Source organism: Acinetobacter sp. FL, assembly GCF_040744925.1.
Lineage (GTDB): Bacteria > Pseudomonadota > Gammaproteobacteria > Pseudomonadales > Moraxellaceae > Acinetobacter > Acinetobacter radioresistens.
The window spans coordinates 2,082,945-2,096,576 of sequence record NZ_CP160437.1 but is presented as its reverse complement, the minus strand read 5'-3'; the positions used below and the strand labels follow the sequence as shown (position 1 = coordinate 2,096,576).

General features: G+C 42.4%; 12 protein-coding genes. 5 read left to right on the top strand and 7 right to left on the bottom strand.

What is annotated here, in order from left to right:
* Positions 1 to 2: 2 nt before the first annotated feature.
* The gene (locus ABZP31_RS09770; protein ID WP_248133829.1) at positions 3 to 1,547 is read left to right on the top strand and encodes an NAD(P)/FAD-dependent oxidoreductase; all 1,545 of its coding nucleotides are present in this window, start codon (positions 3 to 5) and stop codon (positions 1,545 to 1,547) included.
* 89 nt (positions 1,548 to 1,636) lie between these two features.
* Here the strand turns inward: ABZP31_RS09770 and ruvB are convergent, their stop codons facing one another.
* From ruvB to ABZP31_RS09755, 3 genes are read right to left on the bottom strand one after another with little or no spacing between them, the layout of a single operon-like run.
* A complete protein-coding gene (ruvB, locus tag ABZP31_RS09765) occupies positions 1,637 to 2,641 on the bottom strand; it encodes a Holliday junction branch migration DNA helicase RuvB (protein ID WP_005027049.1) in 1,005 nt (334 codons plus the stop codon).
* A 20-nt stretch (positions 2,642 to 2,661) separates the two neighbouring features.
* Positions 2,662 to 3,264, bottom strand: coding sequence for a Holliday junction branch migration protein RuvA (gene ruvA, locus ABZP31_RS09760; protein ID WP_005027046.1), 603 nt, complete (start codon positions 3,262 to 3,264; stop codon positions 2,662 to 2,664).
* A 20-nt stretch (positions 3,265 to 3,284) separates the two neighbouring features.
* Complete coding sequence (locus tag ABZP31_RS09755) at positions 3,285 to 4,616, bottom strand: deoxyguanosinetriphosphate triphosphohydrolase (protein WP_248133830.1); 1,332 nt, start codon at positions 4,614 to 4,616, stop codon at positions 3,285 to 3,287.
* 2 nt (positions 4,617 to 4,618) lie between these two features.
* Between ABZP31_RS09755 and ABZP31_RS09750 the strand changes: the two genes are divergently transcribed.
* Together ABZP31_RS09750 and purL are read left to right on the top strand one after the other, a co-directional pair.
* Positions 4,619 to 4,783, top strand: coding sequence for a hypothetical protein (locus tag ABZP31_RS09750; RefSeq protein ID WP_248114887.1), 165 nt, complete (start codon positions 4,619 to 4,621; stop codon positions 4,781 to 4,783).
* Between the two features lie 383 nt (positions 4,784 to 5,166).
* Entirely contained in the window at positions 5,167 to 9,000 is a 3,834-nt protein-coding gene (purL, locus tag ABZP31_RS09745; RefSeq protein ID WP_367156794.1) for a phosphoribosylformylglycinamidine synthase, read from the top strand.
* Between the two features lie 57 nt (positions 9,001 to 9,057).
* Here purL and ABZP31_RS09740 read toward each other — a convergent pair whose 3' ends face one another.
* Positions 9,058 to 9,909 carry an SDR family oxidoreductase gene (locus ABZP31_RS09740; protein ID WP_026443949.1) on the bottom strand — a complete coding sequence of 284 codons (852 nt, stop codon included), beginning with the start codon at positions 9,907 to 9,909 and terminating at the stop codon, positions 9,058 to 9,060.
* Positions 9,910 to 10,027: 118 nt separating this feature from the next.
* Between ABZP31_RS09740 and ABZP31_RS09735 the strand changes: the two genes are divergently transcribed.
* Positions 10,028 to 10,342 carry an NIF3 1 gene (locus ABZP31_RS09735; RefSeq protein ID WP_005027041.1) on the top strand — a complete coding sequence of 105 codons (315 nt, stop codon included), beginning with the start codon at positions 10,028 to 10,030 and terminating at the stop codon, positions 10,340 to 10,342.
* Between the two features lie 227 nt (positions 10,343 to 10,569).
* On the opposite strand, the gene ABZP31_RS09730 is transcribed toward ABZP31_RS09735, so the two are convergent.
* On the bottom strand, positions 10,570 to 11,352 hold the full coding sequence (locus ABZP31_RS09730; RefSeq protein ID WP_034675454.1) for a nitroreductase family protein: 783 nt from the start codon (positions 11,350 to 11,352) through the stop codon (positions 10,570 to 10,572).
* Positions 11,353 to 11,459: 107 nt separating this feature from the next.
* Complete coding sequence (locus ABZP31_RS09725) at positions 11,460 to 12,308, bottom strand: enoyl-CoA hydratase-related protein (RefSeq protein ID WP_005404416.1); 849 nt, start codon at positions 12,306 to 12,308, stop codon at positions 11,460 to 11,462.
* A 98-nt stretch (positions 12,309 to 12,406) separates the two neighbouring features.
* Between ABZP31_RS09725 and ABZP31_RS09720 the strand changes: the two genes are divergently transcribed.
* Positions 12,407 to 12,976, top strand: coding sequence for a nicotinate-nicotinamide nucleotide adenylyltransferase (locus tag ABZP31_RS09720; protein ID WP_005019331.1), 570 nt, complete (start codon positions 12,407 to 12,409; stop codon positions 12,974 to 12,976).
* 183 nt (positions 12,977 to 13,159) lie between these two features.
* Here ABZP31_RS09720 and ABZP31_RS09715 read toward each other — a convergent pair whose 3' ends face one another.
* Positions 13,160 to 13,627 (bottom strand): peroxiredoxin, encoded by a 468-nt coding sequence (locus ABZP31_RS09715; RefSeq protein ID WP_005027032.1) that lies wholly within the window; start codon positions 13,625 to 13,627, stop codon positions 13,160 to 13,162.
* Between the last annotated feature and the right edge of the window lie 5 nt (positions 13,628 to 13,632).

Genomic DNA, 13,632 nt, shown 5'->3' with positions numbered 1-13,632 from the left:
TAATGATGACTGAAGTTAAAACCAAACAGCGCGCCCATAAGAAGCAGTCTGCTAAAAATGATAACCAGTTATATGATACTTTTATTATCGGAGCTGGTATTTCTGGTATTGCAGCTGCCATCAAGTTAAATGAAGCAGGGTTGAATCATTTTAAAATAATTGAAAAGGCAAGTACTGTAGGGGGGACCTGGCGGGAAAATACTTATCCGGGGTGTGGCTGTGATGTTCCTTCGGCACTGTATTCCTATTCATTTGCGCCGAGTACTCGCTGGAGCCATTTATTTGCCAAACAGCCTGAAATATTTTCTTATCTGAAAAATGTAAGTGAAAAATATAATATTTTGTCAAAAATTGAATTTAATCAGGAGCTGGTCAAGGCCAGCTGGCATGAAGACCAGCAAAGATGGATACTGGAAACTCATAAGAGGGTTTATCAAGCTAGAACTGTAATTTTTGCTACAGGCCCTATTACTGAGCCGCAAATTCCCAAGCTTGAAGGACTAGAAACCTTTACAGGAAAGATGTTTCATTCAGCAAAATGGAATCATGAATATGATTTAACAGGCAAGCGCATCGCAGTTATTGGAACAGGTGCCTCAGCAATTCAGTTTATCCCGCAGATCCAACCCTTAGCCAAGGAACTTTTCGTGTTCCAGCGTACCGCACCTTGGGTCTTGCCAAAACCTGATTTACCCTTAGGAAAATATACCAAGACCTTGCTTGCCAGGGCCCCAGTCATTCAGCAGAGATGGCGTCAGGCTGTAGCGAGTTCTCTTAACCTGATTAATTTGGGGTTACGTCATCCTGTATTTTTAAAACCAGTCAACAATGGAGCTAAACAGCTGCTTAAACTTCAAATTAAAGATGCAGTGTTACGTCAAAATGTTACCCCTCAATTCTTGATTGGCTGTAAACGTATTCTGTTTGCCAATAATTATTATCCCGCCTTAATACAGCCGAATACCCGGTTAATTCCACACGGACTGGTTCGGGTAGAGGGCAATAAAGTAATTGCAGCAAATGGAGAAAGCCACGAGGTAGATGTCATTATCTGGGGTACAGGATTTGAAGTATCCCATCCGCCGATTGGTCAGCGCGTGATTAATGAAAAAGGACAGTATCTGGCAGATTTATGGAAAAATAGCTCACCGGAAGCTTACTTGGGAACCAGCCTTGAAAGTGTACCTAATGCTTTCTTGATGCTAGGCCCAAATATTTTGGTCTATGATTCATTTATAGGACTGGCAGAGGCACAGGTACAATATATCGTAAACGGCTTATTGCAGATGAAAAAACAAGGAATCAGTAAGCTCTCTATAAAGTCTGATGTGATTCATCAGCATAATGTTCAGGTGCAAAAAAACTTGCGTAAGACTGTATTTAATAGTGGCGGATGTAAAAGTTACTATCTTGATCAGAACGGCCGTAATTTTGCTGCCTGGCCATGGTCGCTTAAAGTTTTAAAGCAGCGGCTAAGCCGACTGGACTTAAATGATTATGACATAGAATATTTAGAGAATATGCAAGAAACTAAATGCTCTGCATAAAACTCTAACTGAGTATTTTTTAAGATCATATCTTGGAACCGTGATTAACCCGGCTTAGCACTCCGGGTTTCTCTATTTCTAGCTTATTCTTAATGTTTTGGTTCTGGTGGGGTCATACCGAACTGCAAGTAAGCCATATTGGTCGCGATACGGCCGCGCGCAGTACGCATGGCATAACCTTGTTGAATCAGATAAGGTTCAATCACGTCTTCTAATGTCCCTGAATCTTCTGCCATTGCTGCAGCAAGTGCTTCTACACCGGCAGGCCCGCCGTCAAATCGTTCAAGTAGCATGCTTAAATACCGACGATCCAGCGTATCTAATCCATCTTTATCGACATTCAGCATATCTAGTGCGCGCTGCGCCATTTCCTGAGTTACTTCTCCAGTACCTTTTACCTGAGCATAATCACGAACACGACGCAACAGCCGATTGGCAATACGGGGTGTTCCGCGGGCACGGCGTGCGACCTCACGTGAACCTTCTTCAGTAATTGGTACATCCATGAGACTGGCTGAGCGCGTTACAATATGTGTCAGGTCTTCTACTGAATAAAATTCCAGACGCTGTACGATACCAAAACGGTCACGCAGGGGCGAAGTCAGTAATCCGGCACGAGTAGTGGCAGCAACCAGCGTAAAAGGCGGCAGGTCCAGCTTGATTGAACGGGCAGCTGGTCCTTCGCCAATCATGATATCCAGTTGATAGTCTTCCATCGCCGGATACAGAATTTCTTCAATTACCGGGGAAAGTCGATGAATCTCATCGATAAACAGTACATCACCTTCTTCGAGGTTGGTCAGCATTGCTGCCAGATCACCCGCGCGTTCCAGTACCGGCCCTGACGTGGATTTGAGATTTCCACCCATTTCCCGGGCAATAATATTAGCTAGGGTAGTTTTACCCAATCCCGGCGGGCCAAAGATTAAGGTATGGTCTAGTGCTTCACCACGACCACGCGCCGCACCGATAAAGATTTCCATTTGCTCACGTACTACCGGCTGACCAATATAGTCATCCAGTGAGGTTGGGCGGATGGCACGATCAAAATGATCTTCTGGTTTTTCTGAACCACTAATAAGTCGGTCTTGCATGAGCTTGTTATCTACTTAATTTATTTCATCATTGACTTAAGTGCAGCACGGATCAAATCGGCTGATTCACTGAAGTCACCTTTTACTGCAGCTACAGCTTTTTGTGCTTCTTGCGGTTTATAGCCCAGTGACTGCAGAGCGGCTTCTGCTTCGGCAATCGGAGAGTTGGCAATGAACTGGATTTGCGGCAGGGCAGTGCTACTGGTAGTTGCTGCCTGTGCCAGTGTTTTGAAACGGTCACGCAATTCAATCATTAAACGCTCGGCAGTCTTCTTGCCAACACCAGGGATTTTAACCAGTGTGTTCAGGTCATCATGTTCAATCGTATGCACCAGCAGTTCTACACTTAAGGTAGAAAGAATACCAAGAGCCATTTTCGGACCAACACCATTAACTTTGAGTAAGGTACGGAAAATAGTTTTTTCCTGGGCATTACTAAAACCGTAAAGTTGTTGAGCATCTTCACGTACTACCAGATGAGTCCACAATGTAACTTTCTGGCCTTTTTGTAATTGGCAAAATGTAGAAAGCGGGGCGTCAATTTCATAACCTACACCATTAACATTTAAAAGTACGGTAGGAGCTTCCAGTGCAAATACTTCACCAATTAAACAACCGATCATTTTGAGTTTATATTCCTGAATTAAAGAAAAGTAGTACGGCGACCCTGTAAGGCTTGGGCCAGTTCATATGCCTGATGATCTGAAAACTTACTGATAATATCCAGTACCTGCATAATGTTCTGGTAATGATCAGTCTGAAAATTGGCCCCAAACTCCTGTAAAATTGTCATCAGACGCCGCTCTTTAAAGCTTAAAGACTTTTGTGGCAATGTTAAAGGAACAAAAGCATCCAGAATGTGCTGCAAGCTCATATGCGCGATAATTTCTAGATCTGATTTCTGCCGGTGCTCAAAAATCTTGTTTCGGGCCATATTCTTGGCAGTTTCTATACCTTCACAAATATCTTTGGGGCAATATTGCAACAAGCTGCCTTTAAGCTGGCCAGTTAAAATTTCAAAATGATGGCGTGCAAAAGCAGAAGTTACTTCATCTACCAGACGTTTCATGGCCCGACCACGTAAGGCCGCGATTTTTTGCTGCCAGGTGGTATTCTCAAAATTCAGTTCTTCTGGCTGGCCATAATCTGCAATCAGATTCAGAAAAATCGGCTCGACTTCTTCATAACTCAGCATATTTAAAATAATGCCATCTTCCAGGTCGATCAGGGCATAACAGATATCATCCGCCGCTTCTAGTAGATAAGTAAGTGGATGGCGGCAATAATGATAATCACTGAGCTGAATCAGTCCAAGCTGTTCGGCAATCTGCTTTAAAATTTCTTTTTCAGACTGATAGCAGCCGAACTTGGCCCGTTGGTGTGATGGCTGGTCATCAATGCGTTTAGACAGCCAGGGATATTTTAAATAAGCGCCCAAAGTCGCATAAGTCAGGCGCATTCCACCATCATCCGGATGATAATCAATTCGGGTGAGCAGACGCAGTCCCTGTGCATTACCTTCAAACTGACGGACGTCGGCTTCCTGCTCAGGAGTTAATTCTCTCAGCAAGTCATTATGAGATGCGTCATCAAACCATTCCCGAATCGCATATTCACCTGCATGTCCAAAGGGCGGGTTACCAATATCATGGGCCAGACACGCAGCCTGAATAATGGCTCCTACATCTGCTGGGGAAATCCATACCGGTAACTCATCCTTGATTTTCTCAGCTGCAAGCATGCCCATTGAACGGCCAATACATGATACCTCCAGTGAGTGGGTCAGACGGGTATGGATACCATCATGCTGGGTAAGCGGGTGCACTTGGGTCTTGCGGTTTAACTGTCTAAAGCTTTGCGAAAAAATAATACGGTCATAATCTTTATGAAAAGGGCTACGGGCCAGTTCTGAAGTACTCTTTTTACTTCCCAGACGCACCGCCGAGAGAAGCTCTAACCAACGCATTTGTTCCATTTATGATTATTCAGTTGATTCAAAACCTGATCATGCCAAAAAATCCTATAATTCGCCAGCCAGAAGCGACAGTAATTGTCGGGCTTGGCTCAGGTGTTTTATATTCAGCCGAGCTTGGCCTTTTGGTTGGCAGACAGAAGAGTCATTTAAAATTGCGTTTAACTTAAGTCTCTAAAGTATTCATAAAAGCAGTACCCTGATAAATTTCCTAAATATCGCATCTAGTACCAGATTAGACATCAGAAATAGCTGAAAATTACAGTAAATTTTTATATTTTTAACTCTGGAATAGTTTGAAAATTATACAGTATTTAAAAATTACATGAAGTAAGAAAATTTATTTTTAATCTGTGAATAGTATGCTTGAACACCGAGATGATAAGAGCTAGGCGAAGGTTAAGCTCTTATTTTTTTAAAATAAAGCGTAGGAAAATGAGCTTTTCATGGCTTTATCACTAGCCCCAAATAGGCTTTCACAGTAGAATATGCGCTCTCTTCAAGTCACATTGCGGCATGGTCGCTCAGGCCTGCCCGTGGAGCCAAAATCAGCATGTTTATCGTGGCCGGTGCACCAGCACATTCTTCTTTCAAGAAAACTCAACTATTATCACGTTTAGCGTCAATTAGTTCTGTTCAATCTTTTGACAGCCAGTGGGTTTATCTGTTTGATCAAGCGCTCAGCGAGCAGCAGCATCAATCTGCTTTGCAACTTCTGAATGATGGTGAAATCTTTGAATTGCGCCAAGTTTCAGATGATGAAATACAAATTCTGGTAACACCACGCGTGGGAACCATTTCGCCATGGTCATCTAAAGCGACTGATATTTTCAAGAACTGTAATGTGCCTGTGCATCGTCTGGAACGCGGGATTCTTTATACTTTAAAAGGAATTCCTGAGGTTTCTGCTGATGTGAAACTGGCTCTGCATGACCGTATGACCGAAAGTGTATTTGCTCAGATTGAAGATGCACAGGCGCTATTTAATGAGACTGCACCAAAACCTTTAAATTCAATTGATATTTTAGGGCAAGGTAAAGAGGCACTGGTTAAAGCCAATAATGAGTTTGGTTTTGCCCTGTCTGATGAAGAGATTGATTATCTGACCCAAGCTTTTACTAATATGGGCCGTAATCCGAATGATATTGAGCTGATGATGTTTGCTCAGGCTAACTCTGAACATTGCCGTCATAAAATCTTTGGATCAGAATGGACAGTAGATGGTGAAAAACAGCCATTATCCTTGTTTCAAATGATCAAAAATACTTATAAAGAATCTCCAACCGATGTTCTGTCTGCTTATAAAGATAATGCCTCTGTAATTGTAGGCTATGACACACAACGCTTTTATCCAAAACAGGATGAAAGTGGTCATTATGTGTATAAATATAAAAGTCAGGCTGCCCATATTTTAATGAAGGTAGAAACCCATAATCACCCAACAGCGATTTCTCCATTTGCTGGTGCAGCTACAGGCTCAGGTGGCGAAATCCGTGATGAAGGCGCAACAGGCCGTGGAGGTAAGCCAAAAGCAGGTTTAACCGGCTTTACTGTGTCTAACCTCAATATCCCTGGCTTTGAACAGCCTTGGGAAGAAAATTATGGTAAGCCATCTCGTATGGCTTCTCCGTTGCAGATCATGATTGAAGGCCCGCTGGGTGGTGCTGCATTTAATAATGAGTTCGGTCGTCCTGCATTAAATGGCTATTTCCGTACTTTTGAGCAAAATGTAAACGGTGAAGTTAAAGGATTTCATAAACCCATCATGATTGCTGGCGGTTATGGCAATATTCGTCCTGACCATGTTGAAAAAGATGCGATTCAACCGGGTGACCTGCTGATTGTACTCGGTGGGCCAGCTATGTTGATCGGTTTAGGTGGTGGTGCAGCATCTTCTGTTGACAGTGGTACGATGGGAGAAAATCTTGATTTTGCTTCGGTACAGCGTGAAAACCCTGAAATGGAACGCCGTTGTCAGGAAGTGATTGATACCTGCTGGCGTCTGGAAGATTTCAACCCGATTGTTTCTATTCATGACGTTGGCGCGGGTGGTTTATCTAATGCCATGCCTGAATTGGTCAATGACCATGAACTGGGGGCTGTACTTAATCTGCGCAAGATTCCTTCGCTTGAGTCAGGTATGTCGCCAATGGAAATCTGGTCGAATGAAGCTCAGGAGCGTTATGTACTGGCAATCCGTCCAGAATCTCTGCAGCAATTTGAAGAAATCTGTGCTCGTGAACGCTGTCCATTTGCTGTACTGGGTGAAGCAACGGAGGCACGTCATCTTACGGTTGAAGACCCGCTATTTGCGAACAAACCGGTAGATATGCCGATGCAGGTTATGCTGGGCGGCACACCACGCATGCAGCGTTCTTATGAGACAGCGCCTCGTCAGGGTAATGATTTTGATGCCTCAAAAGTTGATTTAAACGATGCAATTTTCCGTGTTTTGAAAAATCCGACAGTTGCTTCAAAATCTTTCCTCATCACCATTGGTGACCGCTCAATTACCGGTATGGTTGCGCGTGACCAGATGGTAGGGCCTTGGCAGGTTCCTGTCGCTGATGCAGCAGTAACTACGACCAGCCTGCAAGGCTATACGGGTGAAGCAATGGCAATGGGAGAGCGTCCTCCTGTAGCTTTACTGAATCCGGCAGCATCAGCACGTCTGGCAGTAGCAGAAGCAATTACCAACATTGCTTGTGCCAATATTGAACAGATTAGTGATATCAAGCTTTCTGCCAACTGGATGGCTGCAGCAGGCCAAAAAGGTGAAGATCAGGCCCTGTTTGAAGGTGTAAAAGCGATCGGTATGGAAATGTGCCCAGCCTTAGGAATTGCAATTCCAGTTGGTAAAGATTCACTTTCCATGCGTACCACTTGGAATGATAATGGTGAAGATAAAGCTGTAACTTCTCCAATGACCGGTGTGATTACAGCATTTGCACCTGTTGGTGATGTGCGTAAAACCATGACGCCCGAGCTGAAGAAACTTAAAGATTCAGTACTGGTACGTATTGATCTGTCTAAAGGCCAGTTCCGTCTGGGTGGTTCTATTTTGGCACAGGTTTATAAAGCAATCGGTACAGTTACACCAGATGTAGATAACTTTGATGAGTTTAAAGCGTTTTTTGCATTGATTCAGGATTGGAACAATCGTGGCCTGATTCAGGCATATCATGACATCGGTGATGGTGGCCTGCTGGCAACTGTCACAGAAATGATGTTCGCCTCACGTCTGGGTGTTGCACTAGAAGAGCAGTCAGTTGAAAGTCTGTTTGCAGAAGAAATTGGTGCAGTATTACAACTTAAGGCCACTGATTGGGAAGCATTGCAGGCAGAAATTTCCGAGTCTCTACTTAAAGATGCTATCAGCCTGATTGGTTCGGTAAATACGACCGATACTTTAAATGTAAATGGTTTAACGCTGGCACGTTCTGACTTGCAGCAGGCCTGGTCGGAGGTTTCTCATCAGATTCAACGTTTACGTGATAATGTTGAAACGGCAGATCAGGAATATTCACTGATTACCAATGCTGACCATCAAGGTATTATTGCTAAACCAACCTTTGACTTAAATGAGCCAATTGAAGCACCATTTATCAATACGCGCCGTCCAAATATGGCAATTCTGCGTGAACAGGGTGTAAACGGACATGTTGAAATGGCCGCGGCATTTGATAAAGTGGGTTTCAACAGTATCGATGTGCATATGAGTGACCTTTTAGCTGGTCGCGTAAGTCTGGATGAATTCGAAGGTCTGGTAACCTGTGGTGGTTTCTCTTATGGTGATGTGCTTGGAGCAGGTGGAGGCTGGGCAAAATCAGTCCTGTTTAATACCAAGTTGCGTGACCAGTTCGAGCAGTTTTTCCATCGTGAAGAAACATTCTCTTTAGGGATCTGTAATGGTTGTCAAATGTTGTCACAGTTGGCGCCGTTGATACCTGGCGCAGAAAACTGGCCACGTTTTCACCGTAATACTTCTGAAGTATTTGAAGCCCGTACTGTAAACGTACGAGTAGAAAAATCAAATTCTGTAGTGTTAGAAGGAATGGAAGGTTCTATTCTGCCAATAGCCGTTGCACATGGTGAAGGTCGTGCAGTAATTTCTGATGACAGCTTGAGTAGTCTGAATGCTAATGGTCAAATTGCTCTGCGTTATGTCGATAGCCATGGCAACCCGACCCAGCAGTATCCTCTTAACCCGAACGGTTCTCCAGAAGCAGTGACTGGTGTAACCTCTAGAGATGGACGCGCGACTATTATGATGCCACATCCAGAGCGTACTTTCCGTGCGATCCAGCATTCATGGAAACCGGAAGAGTGGAAGGAAGATGGAGCATGGTTACGCATGTTCCGTAATGCTCGCAAGTTTATCGGTTAATTATACACATATAAAAAAGCCACCTCAGGTGGCTTTTTTTTATAAAAAAACTTTTGACTATTTATCCTCAGATGCCTTGGTATAGGGCTCAAGCTCATAAGCCTTTTCAACTTGTGGATGACGTTTCTTGTCGGTACTCACTTTTTTGGTCCAGAGTTCATCTTCAGATTTCTGTAACTGATCATTCATCTCCTGAGGCACAACATTTCTAAACAGATCACTTTTACCTTCAACGACGTCAGCAATAACCTGATAAACTATTTCAGGATCAAACTGTTCATGAGGAAAGGCCATTTGAGAGTAATCAAAGATCCACTCTTCAGGGTTGTTTCCCCAAGTTTTCCAGTCTTCAAACATCCGGTCATTGAAGCCTGTGAAAAAAGGTCCCGGATTTACAGTTGCAACCTGTACGCCAAATTCTTGCAGTTCACCATCCAGTGCTTTGGCAAATGCTTCAATCGCATGTTTGGAGGCTGAATAAGCTCCAATCAGGGGCCCGGCAGAAAGTCCGGCAACACTTGAAATGAAAATAATTTTTCCGCTATGTTTATCTACCATTTTACGAGCGAACTCTTGTGTTAACAGCATTGTGCCGAAAACGTTCACTTCAAATTGTTCACGCAAATTTTTCTCAGGTATATCGACCAAAGAGCCGGCTTTTGAAATCCCTGCATTATTAACCAAGACATCAATGTCCCAAGCTGCAGCTTTTTCACGATCTTTTGGATCTGCAATATCAAGCTTTTCAAAGCGAATATTATCAAGTCCCTGAGCCTTAGCTTCCTGTTCCAGACTAAAAATCTGTGCTGCAATCTCGACACCTGCAATCACTTGATAATTCTTTGCCAAGAGAAATGCTGCGCCTTTACCAAAGCCAGTGCCCGCACCTGTAATTAGTACTGTTGCCATAAAATAATCCTGAGATTGTCATGAATTTTTTTACTATTCGGTAATTTATTCAGCTTGCCTAGTGACAATAACGTTGGCTATACGATATTAAAGATAGAGATAACAAAAAGGAGGTTCTATGTTAAAGCTGATTTACTTCGTTCCTGATGAGTATCTGGATTCTACCAAACAAGCAATCTTTGCCGCCGGAGCAGGAGGAATAGGAGATTATGAACATTGTGTATGGCAGGTAAAGGGAATTGGGCAGTTTAGACCAATGCAAGGAGCGGACCCACATATTGGTCAGGTCGGAAAAATTGAACAAGTAGAGGAATGGCGGGTAGAATCAATTGTACCTGAAGAAAAAGCTGCTGCTGTTGCTCGGGCGCTAAAGAACAGCCACCCTTATGAAGAACCAGCATTCGAGTTTATTCAACTTCTCAACATACAATAGCAGAGCTGTTTTCAGCATCTTTATGAACAAGCTAAAGCTGCAATAGGCGATTGAAGCAGGTTTTATTTTAAGAAAAACTTCCTTTTAAAATCTATTACCTTAGCCTACTTACCGCTCTATACAAAATAACTTGTTTATACTTGTCTGCTTACTTTTATTAATAAAGTAAGCAGAAGCAAGAAAACCTATTTTACTTACTTGTACTCGATGACGCTCATGAAAACTTTTTAAATTTTTTGTATAAAAAGTTCGCGATCAAAACGGTACTGTGGAAAGAATACACCATCTTTGGCCCGTTCACCTGCAGCAATCACCATGATTGGATATTGCTGGTCATTTAGTTCCAAAATCTGGCGTACCATCGGCTCATCAAAACCTTCCATCATGCAACTGTCAAAACTGTAGGCACGTAAAGCCAGTACCAGATTTTCACATGCCAGCGCTGTGGTCTTGCTTGCCCAGAGTTTGGCATCTGCAGGACTAAATGCAGAGACTGGCATCTGCTTATCCAGACTGCGCGCCACTTTAAAAGCAACTTTCTTAAAGTTGCCAAAAGCATTCAAATAGCCCGTTTTATAGTTATACGGAATATATTTGTAGTATTTCTTGATTGCTGGCGGCGCTTCTGGAAAAGGAAATTCATTGACATTACGTTTTGCCATTTCATCAATGCGATCTGTACGTGCAACACAGACAATCAGTTCAGATGCAGTTTTGGCAGCGAGCTGGCTCATACAGGCTTTTATCAGCTGCTGTTTTTTATCAGGATCTTGAACTACATAAAAGGTCCATGGTTGCAGGTTGGATGAATTGGGTGCCAGTAAGGCTAAATCCAGACATGCATCCAGCACATCTTCTGGAATGGGCTTGTCAGTAAACTTGCGTACTGAACGGCGACTTTCTACAACTTTTTTGAACTGCTCAACGTCAATATCCTGAGGTGCAGGTTCATAGTAACGTTTCTTTTCTGGCTGTTCACTGTCTTGGGTATAATTTTCAGTATTTGGCATAATTAAACAGTTCAATAGGAAGATTTAGAGAAAATCCTCAGAGGCAGAGGAGTATAGACAACAAAAAATCTGGACACATCTCATGTATCCAGATTTGAGCATAAAACTTAATTGAACTGTGTAAAGTCAGGTTTACGTTTTTGCATAAAAGCCTGTACAGCTTCCATCATTTCAGGAGATTTAACGCGCTGCATAAAAATTTCAGCTTCTTCATCAATGCACTCAATAATATTAGCTAAATCTTTTTTCATGAGCGCTTTAGTCTGTTTAAGGGAGGCAAGCGGTAACTGGGTCAGATATTCGGCAGCTTTGTGAGCATAATCATAAACATCATTTTCAATAATCAGGTTAATAATTTTGGCATCTTCATAGATGTCATCCTTAATCACACGATTGACCAAGCCTACCTGTTCGGCAGTTTTTGCTGTGAATTTTTTAGCACTAAACAGCAGTTCAGCAGCACGATGGTAGCCTGCTTGCTTAACAAGAAGCTGGCTTGCTGCGCCTTCTGGAGAAAGACCTAAACTTACAAATGGAATCTGGAAAATAGCATCATCATCACTGTAGACCAGATCGGCATGCAACAGTATAGTTACTCCTATACCAATAGCTACCCCCTTAACCGCTACAATTAAAGGCTTTGAAAATTTTGCTGCTGATTTAAGCAAGACAAAAGGGGGCATATTGCCTGCTTTATCCTGTAAAGGCTGCTGGGTAAATTGCATGAAATCTTTCATGTCATTTCCTGCAGTAAAGTCATCATTTAAGCCACGAAATATTACTACACGTACATCACTAGAAATATCTGCTTCATCAAGTGCCTGAGCAATCCATAAATAAAGCTCACCATATAAGGCATTCTTGGCTTCAGGCCGGTCAATAGCCAGCGTAAGAATTCCGTGATCCAGTTTTGCTTTTAAATGTTGATGTGGTTGTTGTATACAGCTTAATGTCATCGTACTATCCATGCTTTAAATCATGATTTTATTATGGCTTATTATGTCGCATATCTTTTTTGAAAATGCAACTGATGAGTCATTAAAGCTCAGAACTTATGTCATATACTTTTGATTATCTTGTCTTCATCGGGCGTTTTCAGCCTTTTCATTATGCACATTTGCAGACGGTACAGGTTGCCTTAAGTCAAAGTCAGTATGTGATTCTGGCTTTGGGTTCAGCTCAAAATGAACGGAATCTCAAAAATCCATTCACAGCTTCTGAACGTGAAGAAATGATATTGTCCAACTTTTCACCAGAAGATCAGAAGCGAATTATTTTTGTTCATGTCATTGATGTCTACAATGATGAAAAATGGGTAAAGCAGGTTAAAGCTTTAGTTAATCAGGTGGTTCAAACTGGCTCTAAAATTGGTCTGATCGGCCATTTTAAAGATGCATCATCATATTATCTGAAACTATTTCCAGAATGGACGATGGTTGAACTGGAGAGTCTGGAAGGTGCCATTTCTGCGACGCCACTGCGCGAAGCCTATTATCAGGGTATAATTAAAACAGAAGCTTTCCCGGCGGGTTCACAAAATTTTTTGAAGAATTTCCAGCATGGTCTGGTGTACCGTCAGCTACAGCAAAAATATAAAGAGCAGGACTATAGCAATATACAGTAATGAAGATTAAAACCTTTAGATAATTTAGCGATATTAGAGAGTTTATATGTCGAACCGGTTAAACTTGAAAACACACCTGTAGTCTGCTTCACACCTTTCTTAAAGAAATCAAGTAAGACTGAACACCACAGATCTATAAAAATGCCGGCTAAAGTGCCGGCTTGCTATTAGAGTTTTTATGGTTTATTCCACTTCACTCATTGTGCGGATATCATCTAATACTTGAGCAGCATGACCAGCTGCGGTGACTTTACGGTAACTCTTCATTAGCTGGTTGTTATGGAACAGGAAGGTAGAACGCTCGATACCCATAACTTTTTTGCCATACATATTTTTTTCTTTAATGACATCAAAATGTTTGCACAGGATTTCATCTGCATCACTGACTAGTTCAATTTGCAGTTCCTGCTTATTGGTAAAATTCTGGTGAGATTTGACTGAATCACGAGAGATACCCACGACAGTAGCGCCCATAGCATCAAACTGATCTTTTAATTCAGTAAACTCAAGGGCCTGAGTAGTACAGCCGGGTGTAGAATCTTTAGGATAGAAATAGAGAACCAACCATGCAGATGGCACTTCAGATAAGTTGATCTCACCATTTGCGGTTGGGAATACGTGGTCAGGTAATTTAATATCTTCAGTACTCATGGTTT

Excerpts from the sequence above, each read along its gene's own strand:
- purL (WP_367156794.1), top strand. The coding sequence starts at position 5,167 with ATGTTTATCGTGGCCGGTGCACCAGCACATTCTTCTTTCAAGAAAACT.
- ABZP31_RS09750 (WP_248114887.1), top strand. The coding sequence starts at position 4,619 with ATGATTATTCAGTTGATTCAAAACCTGATCATGCCAAAAAATCCTATA.
- ABZP31_RS09720 (WP_005019331.1), top strand. The coding sequence starts at position 12,407 with ATGTCATATACTTTTGATTATCTTGTCTTCATCGGGCGTTTTCAGCCT.
- ABZP31_RS09770 (WP_248133829.1), top strand. The coding sequence starts at position 3 with ATGATGACTGAAGTTAAAACCAAACAGCGCGCCCATAAGAAGCAGTCT.
- ABZP31_RS09755 (WP_248133830.1), bottom strand. The coding sequence starts at position 4,616 with ATGGAACAAATGCGTTGGTTAGAGCTTCTCTCGGCGGTGCGTCTGGGA.
- ABZP31_RS09740 (WP_026443949.1), bottom strand. The coding sequence starts at position 9,909 with ATGGCAACAGTACTAATTACAGGTGCGGGCACTGGCTTTGGTAAAGGC.
- ABZP31_RS09735 (WP_005027041.1), top strand. The coding sequence starts at position 10,028 with ATGTTAAAGCTGATTTACTTCGTTCCTGATGAGTATCTGGATTCTACC.
- ABZP31_RS09730 (WP_034675454.1), bottom strand. The coding sequence starts at position 11,352 with ATGCCAAATACTGAAAATTATACCCAAGACAGTGAACAGCCAGAAAAG.
- ABZP31_RS09725 (WP_005404416.1), bottom strand. The coding sequence starts at position 12,308 with ATGACATTAAGCTGTATACAACAACCACATCAACATTTAAAAGCAAAA.
- ruvA (WP_005027046.1), bottom strand. The coding sequence starts at position 3,264 with ATGATCGGTTGTTTAATTGGTGAAGTATTTGCACTGGAAGCTCCTACC.
- ABZP31_RS09715 (WP_005027032.1), bottom strand. The coding sequence starts at position 13,627 with ATGAGTACTGAAGATATTAAATTACCTGACCACGTATTCCCAACCGCA.
- ruvB (WP_005027049.1), bottom strand. The coding sequence starts at position 2,641 with ATGCAAGACCGACTTATTAGTGGTTCAGAAAAACCAGAAGATCATTTT.